Annotated in this window: 14 protein-coding genes; 10 read left to right on the top strand and 4 right to left on the bottom strand. The window is 37.5% G+C overall.

Translation table 11 applies throughout. The features are described from left to right. Positions 1-24: 24 nt before the first annotated feature. On the bottom strand, positions 25-3,282 hold the full coding sequence (locus RIB54_RS19245; protein ID WP_350102409.1) for a TonB-dependent receptor: 3,258 nt from the start codon (positions 3,280-3,282) through the stop codon (positions 25-27). A gap of 218 nt (positions 3,283-3,500) precedes the next feature. On the opposite strand from RIB54_RS19245, the gene RIB54_RS19250 reads away from it, so the two are divergent. The 9 genes from RIB54_RS19250 (at position 3,501) to RIB54_RS19290 (ending at position 11,337) form a co-directional block, all read left to right on the top strand. Next, on the top strand, positions 3,501-6,062 hold the full coding sequence (locus tag RIB54_RS19250; protein ID WP_350102412.1) for a M14 metallopeptidase family protein: 2,562 nt from the start codon (positions 3,501-3,503) through the stop codon (positions 6,060-6,062). Positions 6,063-6,166: 104 nt separating this feature from the next. After that, positions 6,167-6,565, top strand: a complete 399-nt coding sequence (locus RIB54_RS19255) for a DUF4783 domain-containing protein (RefSeq protein ID WP_350102413.1) — start codon at positions 6,167-6,169, stop codon at positions 6,563-6,565. Between the two features lie 62 nt (positions 6,566-6,627). After that, positions 6,628-7,485, top strand: a complete 858-nt coding sequence (nadC, locus tag RIB54_RS19260; protein ID WP_350102414.1) for a carboxylating nicotinate-nucleotide diphosphorylase — start codon at positions 6,628-6,630, stop codon at positions 7,483-7,485. A gap of 102 nt (positions 7,486-7,587) precedes the next feature. Beyond that, complete coding sequence (locus RIB54_RS19265; RefSeq protein ID WP_350064692.1) at positions 7,588-8,061, top strand: YcxB family protein; 474 nt, start codon at positions 7,588-7,590, stop codon at positions 8,059-8,061. 3 nt (positions 8,062-8,064) lie between these two features. Then, a complete protein-coding gene (locus RIB54_RS19270; RefSeq protein WP_350102415.1) occupies positions 8,065-8,547 on the top strand; it encodes a regulatory protein RecX in 483 nt (160 codons plus the stop codon). 99 nt (positions 8,548-8,646) lie between these two features. After that, complete coding sequence (locus RIB54_RS19275; protein ID WP_350102416.1) at positions 8,647-9,102, top strand: YHS domain-containing (seleno)protein; 456 nt, start codon at positions 8,647-8,649, stop codon at positions 9,100-9,102. 59 nt (positions 9,103-9,161) lie between these two features. Then, on the top strand, positions 9,162-9,674 hold the full coding sequence (locus RIB54_RS19280; RefSeq protein ID WP_350102417.1) for a DinB family protein: 513 nt from the start codon (positions 9,162-9,164) through the stop codon (positions 9,672-9,674). A gap of 14 nt (positions 9,675-9,688) precedes the next feature. Continuing rightward, the gene (locus RIB54_RS19285) at positions 9,689-10,729 is read left to right on the top strand and encodes an ATP-grasp domain-containing protein (RefSeq protein ID WP_350102418.1); all 1,041 of its coding nucleotides are present in this window, start codon (positions 9,689-9,691) and stop codon (positions 10,727-10,729) included. Then, positions 10,726-11,337, top strand: a complete 612-nt coding sequence (locus RIB54_RS19290; RefSeq protein ID WP_350070070.1) for a LysE family transporter — start codon at positions 10,726-10,728, stop codon at positions 11,335-11,337. Before RIB54_RS19285 ends, RIB54_RS19290 begins: the two co-directional genes overlap by 4 nt. Here RIB54_RS19290 and RIB54_RS19295 read toward each other — a convergent pair. Further along, on the bottom strand, positions 11,331-11,960 hold the full coding sequence (locus tag RIB54_RS19295; RefSeq protein WP_350102419.1) for a DUF4230 domain-containing protein: 630 nt from the start codon (positions 11,958-11,960) through the stop codon (positions 11,331-11,333). The genes RIB54_RS19290 and RIB54_RS19295 overlap by 7 nt on opposite strands. 81 nt (positions 11,961-12,041) lie before the next feature. Here RIB54_RS19295 and RIB54_RS19300 point away from each other — a divergent pair, with 81 nt between their 5' ends. After that, entirely contained in the window at positions 12,042-15,803 is a 3,762-nt protein-coding gene (locus RIB54_RS19300; RefSeq protein WP_350102420.1) for a hydantoinase B/oxoprolinase family protein, read from the top strand. On the opposite strand, the gene RIB54_RS19305 is transcribed toward RIB54_RS19300, so the two are convergent. Then, positions 15,792-16,688: a S66 peptidase family protein gene (locus tag RIB54_RS19305; RefSeq protein WP_350102421.1), complete on the bottom strand. Its 897-nt coding sequence runs from the start codon at positions 16,686-16,688 to the stop codon at positions 15,792-15,794. The two genes, RIB54_RS19300 and RIB54_RS19305, sit on opposite strands and share 12 nt — an antisense overlap. A gap of 66 nt (positions 16,689-16,754) precedes the next feature. Beyond that, entirely contained in the window at positions 16,755-17,291 is a 537-nt protein-coding gene (locus RIB54_RS19310) for an OmpH/Skp family outer membrane protein (protein ID WP_350102422.1), read from the bottom strand. Positions 17,292-17,300 lie beyond the last annotated feature (9 nt).

Here is a 17,300-nt window from a genome sequence, read left to right on the forward strand (position 1 = left end):
TTTTTTATATGTATTAATTAAACCTTAATTACCAAAGATATATCTTAAGCCAAGTTGCATCTGCCATCTTGAACTAACTAGTCCGCCATCATCCTTGCCTAGCAAGTCTTCCTTTTCTTTAATCGATGGATCAAAAGAGAACGTTGGGGTGTTAGTTCCAGTTTGGAAACCTTCAAAATCCAACAACTGTACAGAAGTACCATCACCATTAGGCACAAAATATCTTTTTCCCCAGTCCTTATTCAAGAAGTTTCCGAAATTGAAAATATCGAAGGAAATCTGAAACGTTTGTTTTTTACTTCCTTGTCCAATAAAAATATCCTGAACTAATTTAAAGTCTACGATACTTTCAAAAGGTGTTCTAACCATATTCTTCTCTGCATATCCTCCTCTGTTCTCACTTAAATAGTCATCATTTGAAATATATGCATCAAGTGCTGCCCATTGCTCAGCAGCAGTAGCAGCATCAGCAAAAATGATTTCACTTTGATTTGCAGGAATATATATTAAGGCTCTTTCACGTGAATCCTCTCCTGTAAATCCAGAATTATAAGTGTATGAAAAAGGAGCTCCTGATTGGCCTTGATAGAACAATCCAACAGTAGTAGCAAAAGCACCTAGATATTCTTTTCGATAAGTTAATGAAGCTACAATTCGTGATCCTGCATCAAAATCAGATCTGCCAAGTGGCGCATCATTTCTTCCGTTAACAGCATAAACACCCCTCCACTGAGATGAGTTTTGTGAAGACGTTCCTTCAAAGATAGATTCAGCTCTTCCAAAATTGTAAGATAACGTGGCAGTCAAACCATTTTCAAAAGGTTTGGCCAAACTACCTGTAATATTGTAGGTATAACCCTCGCTTGTGTTAGATCCTAAATAAATCTGACCACCATAATTGTTATCAATCCTACCATTAGTAAATCTAAACCTGTTGTCAGGAGTGCCGGTCATTCTCTCGTCAGCAGGCACAAGATTTACGTTTTCATAAAATATATTGTTTATCGTTTTAGAGTACATAAATTCCGCTGTACCAATTAAACCCCAAAATGGCAGCTTTTGATCAACAGCTATACTTGCTCTAAAAACCTGAGGAAACTTAAAGTCTTCAGCAAACAAATCCATTTGCCCCTGAGGAATGGCATCAGTACCTCCAAAATCAGAAACAGTAGGTTGATTGAATGGGTCAGGATTAAAGTTAATTGGCACAGATGGATTATCCACGCCCGGCCTAACTCTTACGCCTCCAACTGTAGCACCGTTATTATTGTACATAGCACCTGGCCATACAAATGGTACACGACTGGTAAAGATTCCAAGTCCACCTCTAATTTGGGTTGTCTTATCATCTTTAAGATCATAATTAAAACCAAATCTTGGGGCTATTAAAAGTTGTGTTTTTGGTGCCTGACCAGCCTTTGCACCCTTAAGGTCATAGCCTGCAGCAGTAATGGCCGGGGCAGCAGTAGTATTAAAATAACCATCATCTACAGGATCATCAGTAAACATTGGAATATCTATCCTTAAGCCAGCAGTGATCTTCAGTTTTGAATTAACCTGAATCTCATCCTGCGCATAAAAACCCAATTGCATGGCTTTGAATTCTGCTGCTCCTTCTGTATCGTCACCTGTTGTATTGTCAACCAACGAATAACTTCTATTATATTCGAAGGCATTGCCCGGAGCAGCTCCGTTGTTTACATCATCAACAAAGTCCTGGATTGTATTATATCTATAAGAACCAAAGTTTTGTCTTATAAACACGTTTCTCATGTTATAAAACTCGTTATGCGTTCCAAAAGTCCATGTGTGTTTGCCTTTGTACAGATTAAAGTTATTGGTAATAGTAAAGATTTCTTGTTCTAAAACATTGCCCGTTGAAAACTGCTCACTTCCTGCTTCAACATCACCGGTACTAATATCAATGTATGGAAATGGACTGCCCAAAGGATCTCTGTTATCATTAACAGTTGTGTAACCAATGATTAACTTATTAGACTTGTCATTAAAGTTACTTTGTAATTCAAAGGTGGTTGCATTTGTTTCCGATGGGAAAAAGACACCCGCATTGGCAAATCTTATCCTGTTGGAATTTGATGTACTAGGTGAGAAATTTTCCCCATTGTTATAACTATGTCTTAAGGACAATTTATGGTTTTGGTTCAGGTTATAATCTAGCTTAATCAAAAATTTCTGAGCTTCAAGTTTTTGAGTCACACTCTCATATCCGCCTGGCTCATAACCCAAACCTCTAAGCGTATTGGCAAACAAATCAATATCTGCTTGTGAAGCTGCACCATTATAATTACTAAAGTTAAATGGGTTAGGTGTCTCATCATTTTGAATCTCCCCATTAACAAAGAAGAATAATTTGTCCTTAATAATTGGCCCACCAACCCTTAATCCGTAGGTCTTAGCAGAAAATTCAGCTAATTTTTCCCTGTCTTCACTATCAATGAAATTCGGGGTTTTACCTGCCAAACTTTCATTTCTTATTAGATAATAAGCTGATCCTTCAACATTGTTTGTACCACTTCTAGTCACAGCACTTATACCTGCCCCGGCAAATCCACCCAACGTAACATCATAAGGCGCAACAGCCACACTGATTTGATCCAAGGCATCCATACTGATTACAGAAAGGCCGTTCACCTGGCCACCATTTTGACCATTGGCTGCTAATCCGAATACATCATTTTGAACGGCTCCATCAATAAAAATTGAGTTGTATCGGTTGTTCATACCAGCAACGGACAACCCTCCACCAGAAGTAAATGAAGCTTGTGGGGTAAGCCTTGTGAAATCATTTAAAGATCTGGAAGCGTTTGGTAATGAAGTAAGTTGATCCTTGGAAACGGTAGTCTGAGCTCCGGTTCTGTCCCCATTAAATACTTCTGAGGCAGAAGCCGTTACAACAACTTCCTGTAAGGTTTCTACATTTTCCTGCATCTCAATGTCCAAATTATAAGTCTTGCCCAAAGTCAGAAAAATTCCCTCCTTTTTCATTTCCGAATAACCGACAAAATTGATGGTCACTGTATATGGACCGCCAACACGCATGTTAGGAATCCTAAAATAACCATTAACATCCGTCAGGTTACCATACTGTGACCCTGAAGGAGTATGTACCGCAATTATAGTTGCTCCAGGAAGCACCGCTCCATCGGGTCCTGTTACTTTTCCACTCATTGTGGAGGAAGTAGATCCTTGTCCAAAGGATAGTAGCGTTGCAAAGAACACTATGCCTACAGACATTAAACTTTTCAGTAAAATTTGTTTCATAATTAATTTGGTTAGATTAATTCACTCATAATTTAGTTAAAACTTTTGATTTTTCCGCCCATGTAAGTTAGCTCGAAAAAACATGGCAAAATAACTACTTTCACCTACTTATTTAAGGTCTTTTAACATTACTTTATTGTTAAGAAATGAACGCTATTAATTAGCAGTCTCGCCCTTTTTTGTTTATTTAGATGCCAGACTTAAATATCTTCAAGAATATGATCAGATACTTTACATTTTTCGTTAGCATTTTAACCTTTACCACCACCTATGCTCAGGTAGATATTACTTATTATTTACCTGCCAACACCACTTATAGCAGTGAGATTCCAGAGCCCAAAGATGTTATTGGTCATGAGGTTGGAGAATGGCATATTAGTCATGACAGGCTCGTAAATTACATGTATGCGGTTGCCAATGCCTCCGATAGAATTACCATACAACAAATTGGCGAGACCTTTGAGAATCGACCTCTTCTCAATTTAATTATCACCTCTCCTGATAATCATCAAAATTTAGAAAAAATAAAAACTGATCACCAGAAATTAAGTGACCCTGCTCAGTCTGGATCTGTTGATATTCACAGTATGCCCGCAGTAACTTATATGGGTTACAGTATTCATGGCAATGAACCAAGTGGATCAAATGCATCATTGCTTGCTGTTTACTATTTGGCTGCTGCACAGGGAGATTATATAGAAAAAATTCTTAAGGAAACGGTAATCATTTTAGACCCAAGCTTCAACCCCGATGGACTTAACAGATTTGCCAGTTATGTAAATGCCAACAAGAGTTATCAAAACAATGTTGACCCAAACAATATGGAACTCAATGAGCCATGGCCACGAGGAAGAACCAACCACTATTGGTTCGACTTAAACAGGGATTGGCTGGTGGCTCAACTTCCAGAGTCACAAGCCAGGATAAAAGTTTTCCAGGAATGGAAACCAAACTTGCTGACAGACCATCATGAAATGGGGAGCAATAGTTCTTTCTTCTTTCAGCCCGGTATTCCTTCAAGAAACAACCCGTTAACACCGAAGAATAATTATGAGCTCACCAGAAAGTTGGGTGAATATCATGCTAAAGCTTTGGATGAAATAGGATCGATGTATTATACCCATGAGAGCTATGATGACTATTACTACGGCAAAGGATCAACCTACCCAGATGTAAATGGTGCAGTTGGAATTCTCTTTGAGCAAGCCAGCTCAAGAGGACACGCTCGGGAGACAGAGAATGGTGTATTAGATTTCCCTTTCACTATTAAAAATCAGTTTACAACCACATTATCTTCACTAAAAGGCCTGAATGAACTAAGAACAGAATTTCTTCAACTTCAGAAAGACTTTTATATTAATGCCTTAAACGAAGCCCGATCTTCTGCCAATAAGGCTGTGGTTTTCGCTTCCAAAGACAAGTATAAAAACTATCACTTGGCAGAACTTATTGATCGTCATAAGATAGAGATTTATCAAGCCAAGAATAACACCACTGTTAATGGCCAGTCATATAGTGCTGATGAAACATTTATCGTTCCTATGGAGCAGCCAAAGCACAAATTGATTCGAGCAATATTTGATAAGACCACAACTTTTCAGGACAGTCTATTTTATGATGTTTCTGCATGGACACTGCCACTGGCTTTTAATGTAAATTATCAAACATTAAGCGCCAAATCATACAGCTCAGGACAGTTGGGAGATAGGTTTAGCCCTACAGTAAAACCAAAAGGAAATTTAATTGGAGAGCCATCAAAATATGCATATGCATTTGAGTGGAACGGTTACTATGCGCCAAAAATGCTTAATCAGCTTCTAAAAAACGGATTCAAGGTGAAAGTAGCTTCGGAAGAATTTAATAATGTAGGGAGGAAGTTTGCTAGAGGCACTATCCTTATTCCTGTGGAAATGCAAAACAAGCCCACTGACATGATTTCAGAATATTTAAAAACCCTGGCGGCAGAAAACGGAGTGGATGTCTATGCTTTGAAAACAGGACTTGATTATCAGGGTGTGAGTTTAGGAAGCCCTTCATTTATTAATGTTGAGAAGCCAAATATTATTCTTTTGGTAGGTGATGGCACCAGCAGCTATGATGCAGGAGAAATTTGGCACCTTTTTGACCAAAGGTTTGATATTAATGTTACACTTATGCCAACTGACATATTTAATAGGGCTGACATCGAGAAATACAATACACTAATTATGGCCGATGGTTCCTATAGTTCAATATCCACATCAGGGGCTGAAAAATTGAAAAGCTGGGTGAGAGAAGGTGGCTCGATTGTAGCCGCACAAAATGCCATGAAGTATTTAAATAAAATAGGTGTTGGCAAGTTCAAATTTGCAAAAGCTGACAAACTGGATTCCCTAAAAAGCAAACCTTATAAAGACATAGATGAGTTTTTTGGTGCTCAGGAAATTGGTGGAGCAATATTTGAAACAACCATTGACCTTACAAACCCATTGTTTTATGGTTATGAAAGCAATAAGCTTCCTGTTTTTAGAAATTCAGAAGACTTTCTGGAAAAATCAACAGGCGGCTTTTCAAACCCAATGATATATACCTCTAGCCCTTTACTAAGTGGATATATCTCCGAAGAAAACCTTGAAAAATTGAGAAACACATCTGGCGTGGGTATGAATGTTTATGGCAGAGGCAGGGTTATCGGCTTTACTGATGACTTGAATTTCAGGGCCTTCTGGTATGGCACCAACAAAGTATTCTTAAATGCCATATTCTTTGGGAGAGAGCTTGACAGGCAATCTGGCAGGTAAATTATCCGGGCTGAATTGTAAAGCATCTAATTAAATGGTAATTTCAATTTTCAAATTATAAATTGGCATAATTTTGGACTCAGAAAGGATAATTAATTTATAATATGAATCCGATTTCAAAGTACATCTGGACATTGTTAATCTTATTTGCTGCAAATACTTTGGCTTTTGGGCAGGGGGAGATTATTGAAGATGTAAAAAATGCTATTAAAACAGGAAGTTCTAAAGAACTGACAAAATTCTTGAACAACAATGTAGATGTAACTATTGACGGTAATGTTGAGAGTTACAGTAAAACACAAGCAGAATTTGCCCTCAGGGATTTCTTTAAGAACAATCCACCGAGCAGTTTTACCATTGTTCACCAAGGATCATCTAAAGGTGGACTTCCTTATGCTATTGGCCAATATTTGACTAATAATGAAACCTATCGTGTTTGGATGAGAATAAAACAGACAGATGGTCGATACCTTATTCATGAGATAAGTTTCATAAAAGAGTAATAAATAAGTACTTACATATAAAGCACTGGTTAAAAAATCAGTGCTTTTTTTATTTTTGTTCAATGGCTTTAGAATACCTTACAGAAAAAGCGCTCGATCTGTTTATTAAATCAGCGATAAAAGAAGATGTTGGCGATGGTGACCACTCTGCTTTAGCATGCATCCCTGAAAATCAGGAAAGCAAAGCTCAGCTTCTAATTAAAGATGAAGGCATTTTAGCCGGAGTTGACATGGCAAAGAAGATTTTTGCTTCCTATGACCCTGCTTTGAAGATTGAAGTTTTCATTAAAGATGGATCAACCATGCAAAAAGGGGATGTCGCCTTTAAAGTTTATGGGTCTGCCAGATCAATATTAACCAGTGAACGATTGGTGCTCAATTGCATGCAAAGAATGAGTGGCATTGCTACTTACACAGATTATTTGAGAACTTTGATTGGTGGAAGCAAAGCAAAACTATTAGATACGCGAAAAACCACACCTAACTTTAGAATAGCGGAAAAATGGGCGGTTTCCATTGGTGGTGGCACCAATCATCGGTTTGGTTTATACGACATGGTAATGTTAAAGGACAATCACATTGATTATGCCGGAGGCATCTCAAAAGCTATTAAAACCACCCAAGAGTACCTTAAAAACAATAATAAAAGCCTGAAAATAGAGGTTGAAACAAGAAATCTCGATGAAGTAAAAGAGGTCTTGGATACAGGTGGGGTTGATGTTATAATGCTTGACAATATGATGCCATCGGTTATGAAAGAGGCCGTAACTATGATAAAAGGACAATATGAAACTGAGGCCAGCGGTGGTATAACGGAAAAGAATATCCGTGAAGTAGCCGAGTGTGGCATTGATTTTATATCCGTGGGAGCCCTGACACATTCTGTCAAAAGCAAAGACATGAGCCTAAAGGCATTTTAAATTCAACTAATCTGCAAATTTTATTAAGCTCTAAATATTAATAAACCATAATAGGTTAAGTTTGCAGTTCTTTAAGAACAGAACACAAATTACAAGAAAGCAATGAATGTAAAGACAAAGAAATATAAGTTGGAAAGTGGGACTTACATCAAACTGGCCTTAAAAAATGTATTGAAACAGCAATGGTGGGTTTCACTTATAGTGCTTGCCATATGCTTAGGTTATTTATGGATTGACAATATCTGGTGGTTTATTGGTGCTGGCATTGGTGCTGTATTATATATTTTATTCTGGTTAATTCAGTTTGCCGGAGTAACACAGCTAGAGCAAACCAAAATGCTTTTTGAGAAATTGGCTTATGAAATTACCAGCCAGCAAATTCTTATCAAGCTTAACGCCAAGCAAGGCATGCCCATTAAGTGGGATCAGATAAAAAGAGGGCATATTGGTAAAAACTATATTCTGCTTACTGTCAATAAGGCTCAGTTGATTCATTTGCCTTTCAAAATATTCAACTCTGACAATGAAAGGAAATTTGTGGAGAGTATTCTAAAAAGAAAAGGGCTGGTAAAATAACCCATGTTCGAAGACGATCATCAAAAGCCAAAAAAAGTATTCTCGCGAAAGGAAGCTAAGTTAAAGGCCGCTGATTATTGTGCATATCAGGAACGCTCTCAGCAAGAAGTCAGGGATAAACTCTATTCCTATGGTCTCCATTATAATGATGTTGAGGAAGTCCTAAGTGAGTTAATTACAGAAAACTTTATTAATGAAGAGCGGTTTGCCAAGGCTTATGCTGGCGGTAAATTCAGAATGAAAAAGTGGGGCCGATTAAAAATTCTTCAGGGCTTGAAGCAGCACCGCATATCAGAATACTGCATTAAAAAAGGTCTATTGGAAATACCTGAAAGTGATTACCTGAATACCATTGAGACCCTAATCTCCAAAAAAAGAAGTGCCCTTAACATGACTGATCAATTTGCTGCAAATCAGAAAATAGCCTCCTATCTCTACCAAAAGGGCTTTGAAACAAATCTAATTTGGGAAGTATTACGTAAATAGTATTTTGCTTCGCTATTGTACAGTAGCTGACAAAAGAATTAATACTTGCAACCAATTTATTATCATTCAGTTAGATGCTTTAAACCTAAACATGTGTTCATGAAAGCTCTATTGATATTTCTTACAATTTGTTCTGTTCACAGCTTAACTGCCCAGGATGAATCTGAAAGATTAAAAAATTTTAATGTAAAAAAGACTTTAGCCATTGAAGGCTATGACCCTGTGAGCTATTTTGATGGCACGGCTCAAGAAGGCGACTCCAATATTAGCTCAAAATATAAGGGTATAACCTATTATTTTGCTTCCAAGGCCAACAAATTAAAGTTTGACAAAAACCCTTCAGCATTTGAACCACAATATGGAGGCTGGTGTGCCTATGCCGTTGGTGAGACTGCGGAAAAGGTAAAAATTGATCCTGAGACATATAAAATTATAGATGGTAAACTTTTCCTATTCTACAATTTCTGGGGCACCAACACGCTGGAATTATGGAATGAAAAAGAAAATGAATTACACAAAAAGGCCGATGAGAATTGGAAGAAAATTGGTCAATAGGCGATTTTAATGAGGTTCTCTTGGATTCACCCAAAATACTTTTTACTTATATTTGAACAATGAATTTGAATGAAGCATGTAAAGATATTTTAGAGCAACTGGAAGCTGTTTTAAATAATATAAAGGAAGAAGACTTCAAAAAACCCATTCCTACCCTCAACAACTCTACAATTGGTCAGCACATCCGACACACACTCGAATTTTTCACTTGCCTAATGCATAATTGCGAAAATGGTGTTGTCAACTATGATAAACGCGATCACGATAAATTAATAGAATCCGATAAGGATCTTGCCTTAACAGTAATTGATCATATCAATTCATTTTTGGATAAATCTGAAGCTGATACCGAGCTGGTACTTGAGGTTAATTACAGCTTTTCGGATGATATTTTGACCAAAATAAAAACAAGTCTTTCCAGGGAATTGGCCTATAACATAGAGCATGCCATCCATCATATGGCTATTATCAAAATAGGTTTGAAGGAAATTGCCAGCTATATCTCTGTGCCAAGTCATTTTGGTGTAGCAGTTTCTACTATAAAATATCAGCAACAGGCACCCTCGGCTTGAAAAGCTGTTGATTAATGGGTCTTTTTGATAGAATTTGGACAAGTGACTTTCTCATCAGGCTCAGAAATTGGGAGTACTGGCCTTTTCTCGTTGTATACTGGCCAGTATTTATTTATTGGATCTGGCTTTCATTAAGGGCCAGGTCGTTGTTTTATTTTACTGCTTCTAATCCAGGTATTGAGAATGGAGGAATGCTCGGTGAATCAAAAATTAAGATTTTAAATGAAATAGATGATTCATTAATTCCGAGTACCATATTTATTAAGCTCGGTACTTCTGCAGAAGAAGTTGCTCGTCAAGTCCAAACATCTTTTAAATCATATCCTATAATATGCAAACCGAATGTTGGGGAAAGAGGCTGGAAAGTAGAAAAAATAAAGAGTGATAAAGAGCTAGCGGCCTATCACCAAAATATTGCTGTTGATTATATAATTCAGGAATTTCTTACTGAACCTATGGAGATGGGGGTTTTCTATTACCGCTCTCCTAATGCATCAAAAGGAGTGGTTAGCTCAATAGTTATTAAGGAGATGCTTGCACTTGTTGGTAATGGAAAATCAACAATTCAAGAGCTTATTTTGGTTAATGAAAGGGCAAAATTGCAATGGAATACTTTAAAAGTCAGGTATAAGGATCAACTGAATGACATTCTTGAAAATGGAGCTAAATTGGAGCTGGTAGCCATTGGAAACCACTCAAGAGGTACTAAGTTTTTAAGTGGCAATCATTTAATCAATCAAAAGCTAAATGACACTTTTGATAAAATCAGTAAGCAAATCAAAGGCTTCTATTTTGGTAGGTTTGATATCAAAGTACAATCCATAGATGATTTGTATGATGGCAAAATAAAAATAATGGAACTTAATGGCGCTGGTTCAGAACCGGCACATATCTATCATCCGGGAAGTTCATTATGGAGTGCTTACAAAGTAATCTTTCATCATTGGAAGGTGTTGTTTGAAATTAGCGTTGCTAATCATAAATCAGGGGTGCCTTATATGTCATTTAAAGAAGGTTTGGCAACTTACAAGAAAATCTCATCAGAGGGTAAATGATGATAATTTTTGGAATAGCATTCATATTCAGTTTTCTGGGATCAATTCCTCCAGGTTCTATTAACATAAGTATTATTCAGCTTGCTGTTGAAGAACGGATTAGTGCCGCTTTGCGCTTTGCACTTGCGGCTGCTTTAATAGAATATCCTTATGTGATTATTGCCATTCAGTTTGAAGATTGGCTGACCTCTACCCCTTTGATAATGAACAACATAAGATTAATCTCTGCGGCAGTAATGTTAACGCTAGGCGCAGTTAATCTTAGAGTATATTTTAGGCCTACCAAAAACAAAACATTTGAAAAACTTCAATCAAGTGGGTTTAGAAAAGGCTTGATCATCAGCATTCTAAATCCACTGGCTATCCCATTTTGGATTGGAATAACAGCTTATCTGAAAAACCAACAATGGCTTCAAATAACTAGCTGGAGCGACAAACTAATATATGGTGCCGGAGTTTCTATAGGAACATTTACGTTGTTAGCCCTTCTTGCATATTTGGGTAAAAGTATCAAGCTGAAAATATCATCCAAAGGGCTAGCCCAATTAGTGCCGGCCATTATTTTTCTTCTTCTTGGGCTCTATGCTCTGCTAAAACTGGACTACTGATCTAGCCCATCAACTTTTACAGATTCAGGCCGCTCAGTTATTATTACCACTTTTCCACTCATTCTTTCAAGCATCGGTTTTAAAATAAGCTCTGCATTATCTCTCGTTCTTTCCAAAATGCCAGAATTCAAGGCCGATTCCCTTATCTCACTTTCTGCACTTTTATAAGCATCCTGAATAAACTCCTTTTTATCGATCATAGGATTGGTCTCCAAAGAATAGATTCTTGATTTTTCCATATCAAGCTTATAGTAACATAACTCAGGCTTCGGCAGATTGATGAAAATTGTGTCATTACTTTCCTGCACATCCTCTGCTTTTATCTTGGTCAAATCAATACAACCTGTGGCTTCACCAACACTTATTATAGCTATTTTGCTATCCGGCCCCAGCTTAAAAAACCTCAGGTACTCTTTGCTTATTTTCTTAACCTCAGTTATCTCCTTGAAATTATACTTCACCAATTCCAGCTTGCCTAAATCTTCAATTTCTTGAACTAAAGTCTGATGACTGTAAATAACCTGCTCTTCTGTAGCATCATCTTTCTGTATGTAAACCCAAAGTATTGCCGCTATGGCTATAAGCCATGGAAGTGCTCTTAATAGTTGACCAATTGCTTTCATAAAATGATCGGTATATCTCTAAATTAGGGATTTATCATAGTTTAAATTAAGTCGCGTTGGTATCTTTCAAAAAAAATCGATATGTGGCAGATTTGGATAGATACCGGAGGCACTTTTACAGATTGCATAGCCTTCACTCCAAACAATGAGAAGAAAAGGTTAAAGATCCTTAGTAATGGCGTGCTCAAGGGTAGAGTAATTAAACAAGTTTCTGAAACTGAAGTTGAAGTTGAATTTAATTGGCCAATTGATGTTGACATATTTAATGGATATCATTTTAAGGTTTTAAATCAAAACTCTTCTCAGCTAGTTCAATCAATAGATTTTGATAAGAGAATTTTCACTCTTCAAAGTAACTTCGAACAAACTTTAAATGCCGAATACAACTACGATTTTGAGATAACGGCAAATGAAGAAGTCCCTGTTCTGGCATGCAGGCTAGCTACCAAAACCAGTTTAAAAAATAACCTTCCTCCTATCAATTTGAGACTTGGAACCACCAAAGGAACAAATGCATTATTGGAAAGAAAAGGGGCTAAAGTAGCATTTCTTGTTACCAACGGTTTTAAAGATTTGGTGAAAATTGGAACCCAACAACGACCCCATATCTTTGAACTTAACATACAAACGCCTCCTGAGCTTTATGACCATGTCATAGAAATAGAAGAACGCATAGCTAGTGATGGAACAGTAATTCAACCTTTAAATTTAGATTCACTCAAGGAGCAGATTAACGGCTTAATTAAGGAAAACTATTCTGTCGCTATTGCCTTGCTCAATAGTTATAAAAATAATAGCCATGAACTAGAATTAAGCAAATTCTTATCTGAAAGTGGAATAAAAAATATCAGTTGTTCTTCAGAACTTTCTTCGGCAATCAAAATACTTCCAAGGGCAGAAACAGCTATTGTTAATGCATATCTGAATCCAATTATGTCCAAATATATCCTTGGAATTGAATCGAAATTAGCTGATTCTACTCTTAGGATAATGTCCAGTGGTGGCGCTGTTATACCCAGCCATAGTTTTTACCCCAAAGACTGTCTGCTTAGTGGCCCTGCAGGTGGTATTGTTGGGGCAGCAGATATTGCCAATAAGTCAAATGTTAATGAGATAGTGACTTTTGACATGGGCGGTACAAGCACCGATGTTGCGGTCTATAAAAATGGGGTTAATTATGTATATGAAACAAAAGTTGGCGATGCCACTATTCAAAGCCCTTCAATAGATATTTCAACAATTGCGGCAGGTGGTGGTTCAATTTGCAGCTATGAAAATGGTATGCTTACAGTTGGTCCACAAAGTGCCGGAGCACATCCAGGACCGGCCTGTTATGGCAATAATGGCCCATTAACCATCACTGATATTAATCTACTTGCAGGTAGAATTTCAGAAAATAATTTCTCAATCCCACTTAGTAGGTCTAAATCAGAAGTAGCACTTCAACTTTTATTAAAGGAAATAAATCAGGATTCTGAATCAAAAACCAATTCAACCCAACTCATAAATTCCTTTCTCAAAATAGCCAATGAGAAGATGGCTGAGGCAATTAGGAAAGTAGCATTGAAGAAAGGTTATGATGTAAGCGCAATGGCATTGGTCTCATTTGGTGGTGCCGGTGGCCAACATGCCTGCGATCTCGCAGAAACTCTTAACATCAATAAAGTAATTATTCCTTATGATGCAGGACTGCTAAGCGCATATGGCATAGGGGTAGCTGATATTGACATTATTGAACAGCATCAGGTATTACAGGAATTTGAAAGCTTCAAATCCCACATAGAAAATGGATTTGAAGATTTAAATGAAAGCGCCACCGAGCGATTTGTTAGCCAGGGCTTTGACAGACACTCGGTCACCCTTAAGCACAAATTTTGTCACCTAAGGTTAAAGGGCCAGGAAACCACCATAGAAGTATCATTTGAAAACATTGAACAGGTTGTCAAGGACTTTAAGAAGGCATATATCAACCTTTATGGCCAGTGGATTGATAATAGACCAATTGAAATTGAATCTATCAAATTAGTTGCCTCAGTTGTCAGGGAAAAAGACGCTTCTCCTCATCAACTTGTTTCACAATACTCTCCCGCACATCAATCAACTCAAAAAGGGCTGGTTGAGAATTCATATCAAGAGGTTCCTGTCTTTGAATGGGAACAACTAAAAGCTGGCGCAAAAATTATAGGCCCGGCTGTCATTTCAAGTCAAAATTGTACGGTTTCTCTTAAAAAAAATTGGGCCTTCAGTTTAGATAATAATGAAAATGCTATCATTCAAAGTCAATCCAAACTACTGAAAAAGAGTCATAATTTTTCGACCGCAGCTGAATTGGCACTATATCAAAACCGTTTTGCTGCTGTTGTTGAACAAATGGGAGCTATACTTGAAAGAACTTCCTTCTCTGTTAACGTAAAAGAACGTTTGGACTTTTCTTGTGCCCTGTTAGATGCTAACGGAGAGTTAATTGTTAATGCGCCTCACATACCCGTTCATTTGGGCAGCCTCGGAGTTTGCGTCAGGGAGGTGGCAGCTAAAATTCCTCTCAAAAATGGCGATGTGGCCATTACCAATCACCCCGCTTATGGTGGCTCACACCTCCCGGATGTTACACTGATAAGTCCGATATATTTTGAAAATCAACTGGTTGGTTATGTGGCTAATAGAGCACATCATGCTGAAATAGGTGGGAAAACACCAGGTTCTATGCCCACAGATGCCACGAATCTGAAGGAAGAGGGTGTGATAATAGAACCTACATTATTGATTGATGGAGGCGCAAGCAATTTTCAAGCAATTGTAAACCTGTTTCAAAATGCTGATTATCCAACCCGTGCATTACAAGAGAATATTGCTGATCTATATGGTGCATTGGCTTCTATCAATTGTGGAATTGAGGGCATCAAGAATTTATGCTCCTTTCATGGGTTTGAAGTAGTAAAAACTCAAATGCAAGCTCTGAAAAGTAATGCAAATCGCTTGTTAACCCACAAGCTTAAATCAATGACCATAGCTAATCAAAGTGCTGAAGAATATCTCGATGATGGATCCAAATTGAAAGTTAAAATTAACCATGAGAATGAAATTCTCACATTTGATTTTAGTGGTACTTCTGAAGTTCATAAAAATAATTTAAACGCCAATCGCTCAATAGTTCAGAGCGTGATTTTGTATGTATTGAGATTGCTTGTTGATGATAATATCCCTTTAAATGAAGGGCTGATGCAAAATGTAAATATTATTTTACCAATATGTCTACTGAATCCAGATTTCACTAAAAGCGATCTTCCTGCAGTAGTTGGTGGCAATACCGAAGTAAGCCAGCGTCTAACCGATACACTATTAAAATGCTTAGATCTAGCCGCCTGCAGTCAAGGAACCATGAACAACCTATTATTTGGCAACTCTAAATTCGGTTATTATGAAACCATCGGTGGTGGAACAGGGGCAGGGCGTGACTTCAATGGCCATGATGCCATTCATCAGCACATGACCAATACAAAAATTACTGACCCTGAAATACTGGAATTCCGCTATCCTATTAGACTCGATAATTTCTCAATAAGAAAAAATTCTGGTGGCAATGGGCAATTCAAAGGTGGTGATGGAATTTCAAGAACCTTCACCTTTCTTGATGACCTCACACTTACTGTTCTTACCCAGCATAGAAATGAAGGGCCATATGGCCTTAAAGGAGGAGATAATGGCAAACCGGGAAGGCAATCCCTGATTAGGAAAGATGGAGCAATAGTTAATTTAAAATATGCAGATCAGGTCAATGTACAATCTGGAGACCAATTCACAATTGAAACACCGGGTGGTGGTGGCTACGGATCAACCGATTAACTCTACAGCTGACTTAGTCACACTTAATTTCATTACCCTTCCACATGGCACTGCCAAATTATATGGCTCATGGCCAATTGGTATATTGAAAGCAATTGGATAATTAAACTCAGATGTATGATGCAAAACTATCTGCTCTAATGTTTGGCCAAAAGGGATATTGGTATCCTTTTGCTGGGAAAAATCCCCGACAATTAAGCCTTTCAATTCTGATAACTTATTAGCCCTTTTAAGCTGATTAAACATTCTGTCAATCTTGTAGAGGTACTCATCTATTTCTTCCACAAAGAGTATTTTTCCGTTTGTATTAATCTCTGATTTTGTACCTAAACTATCTGTAAGCAAAGACAAATTACCTCCAATAATTTCTCCAGATATTTGCCCTGAAATATTATTAGTATGGCCAGGTAATTGATACCACAACTTGTTTTCAAACAATAGCTCCTTTAATGATTCAAGTGACCCTTCTGTACCCATGTAATCAAACTGAACGGGCATGAGGCCATGAATGCTTTGAATACCGATATTGTTTAACTCAATATGTAAAGCTGTAATGTCGCTAAATCCAATAATCCATTTGGGATTATTTAAAAGATTATCAAAATTTAGCTGATCTAAAATCCGAGACATACCATACCCACCTCTGGAACAAAATATTGCCTTTATTTCAATATCATCCATCCCCTTTTGGAGATCAGCTAGTCTCTGTTCATCAGTGCCAGCAAAGTATCCAAAACTATCATATACATGCCTACCTAATTCAACTTGCAGTCCCCATTTTTTAAAGATGTCAATGGCTTCCTTAATTTGGGTTTCCTGAATTGTTCTTGACGGAGATACGATGAATATTTTATCTCCCGGCTTAAGTAAGGGTGGTTGAATCATTACCTTAAAGTAACAAAAAAAGGTCTTCCTAACGGAAGACCTTTTGATTGAATTTCTTATTAATTTTTAATTTGATGCAGGAGGAGTAATACCCATTTTCTTTAACACCAAATCAGAGATGTCATATTTTACATCAGCAAAAAGGACTACATCAATTCCGCCAACATTACCATTCAAAATATGAGTGTAGCCATTTTCTTTAGCCACAGCTTCGATGTTAGTTCCAACTTTTTCATATAAAGGCTCCATTAAGGTACCTTGTTTTTTCTGCATTGATGTCTGTGCATCCTGCTGAAACTTCTGAATTCTTTGCTCTAATTGAGCTAGTTCAGTTTCCTTTTCACTTCTTACAGCATCTACCATAGTTGCCGCACCTTGCTGGTAAGCCTGCAATTTTTGCTGATATTCCTGATACTTTGCTTGCAACTGGCTTTGCAACTGAGTGTTGTGAGCCTGAAGCTCGGATTCCACTTGTTTTGCCTCCGGCATTTGACCAAGTATGTAGTCAACATCTGCATAACCAATTTTCATCGCAGTTTGTGCCTGCGCAAAGCCTCCAAAAAATAAAAAGGCCACCATAACTAATAACAATCTGTTTTTCATCGTCTTTAT

This window comes from Fulvivirga sp., from assembly GCF_040218215.1.
Lineage (GTDB): Bacteria > Bacteroidota > Bacteroidia > Cytophagales > Cyclobacteriaceae > Fulvivirga.

Bases quoted from the DNA above. Each gene is read 5' to 3' on its own strand.
- RIB54_RS19255 (WP_350102413.1), top strand. From the start codon at position 6,167: ATGAATCCGATTTCAAAGTACATCTGGACATTGTTAATCTTATTTGCT.
- RIB54_RS19270 (WP_350102415.1), top strand. From the start codon at position 8,065: ATGTTCGAAGACGATCATCAAAAGCCAAAAAAAGTATTCTCGCGAAAG.
- RIB54_RS19250 (WP_350102412.1), top strand. From the start codon at position 3,501: ATGATCAGATACTTTACATTTTTCGTTAGCATTTTAACCTTTACCACC.
- RIB54_RS19295 (WP_350102419.1), bottom strand. From the start codon at position 11,960: ATGAAAGCAATTGGTCAACTATTAAGAGCACTTCCATGGCTTATAGCC.
- RIB54_RS19300 (WP_350102420.1), top strand. From the start codon at position 12,042: ATGTGGCAGATTTGGATAGATACCGGAGGCACTTTTACAGATTGCATA.
- RIB54_RS19275 (WP_350102416.1), top strand. From the start codon at position 8,647: ATGAAAGCTCTATTGATATTTCTTACAATTTGTTCTGTTCACAGCTTA.
- RIB54_RS19245 (WP_350102409.1), bottom strand. From the start codon at position 3,282: ATGAAACAAATTTTACTGAAAAGTTTAATGTCTGTAGGCATAGTGTTC.
- RIB54_RS19305 (WP_350102421.1), bottom strand. From the start codon at position 16,688: ATGATTCAACCACCCTTACTTAAGCCGGGAGATAAAATATTCATCGTA.
- RIB54_RS19310 (WP_350102422.1), bottom strand. From the start codon at position 17,291: ATGAAAAACAGATTGTTATTAGTTATGGTGGCCTTTTTATTTTTTGGA.
- RIB54_RS19280 (WP_350102417.1), top strand. From the start codon at position 9,162: ATGAATTTGAATGAAGCATGTAAAGATATTTTAGAGCAACTGGAAGCT.
- RIB54_RS19290 (WP_350070070.1), top strand. From the start codon at position 10,726: ATGATGATAATTTTTGGAATAGCATTCATATTCAGTTTTCTGGGATCA.
- RIB54_RS19285 (WP_350102418.1), top strand. From the start codon at position 9,689: ATGGGTCTTTTTGATAGAATTTGGACAAGTGACTTTCTCATCAGGCTC.
- RIB54_RS19265 (WP_350064692.1), top strand. From the start codon at position 7,588: ATGAATGTAAAGACAAAGAAATATAAGTTGGAAAGTGGGACTTACATC.
- nadC (WP_350102414.1), top strand. From the start codon at position 6,628: ATGGCTTTAGAATACCTTACAGAAAAAGCGCTCGATCTGTTTATTAAA.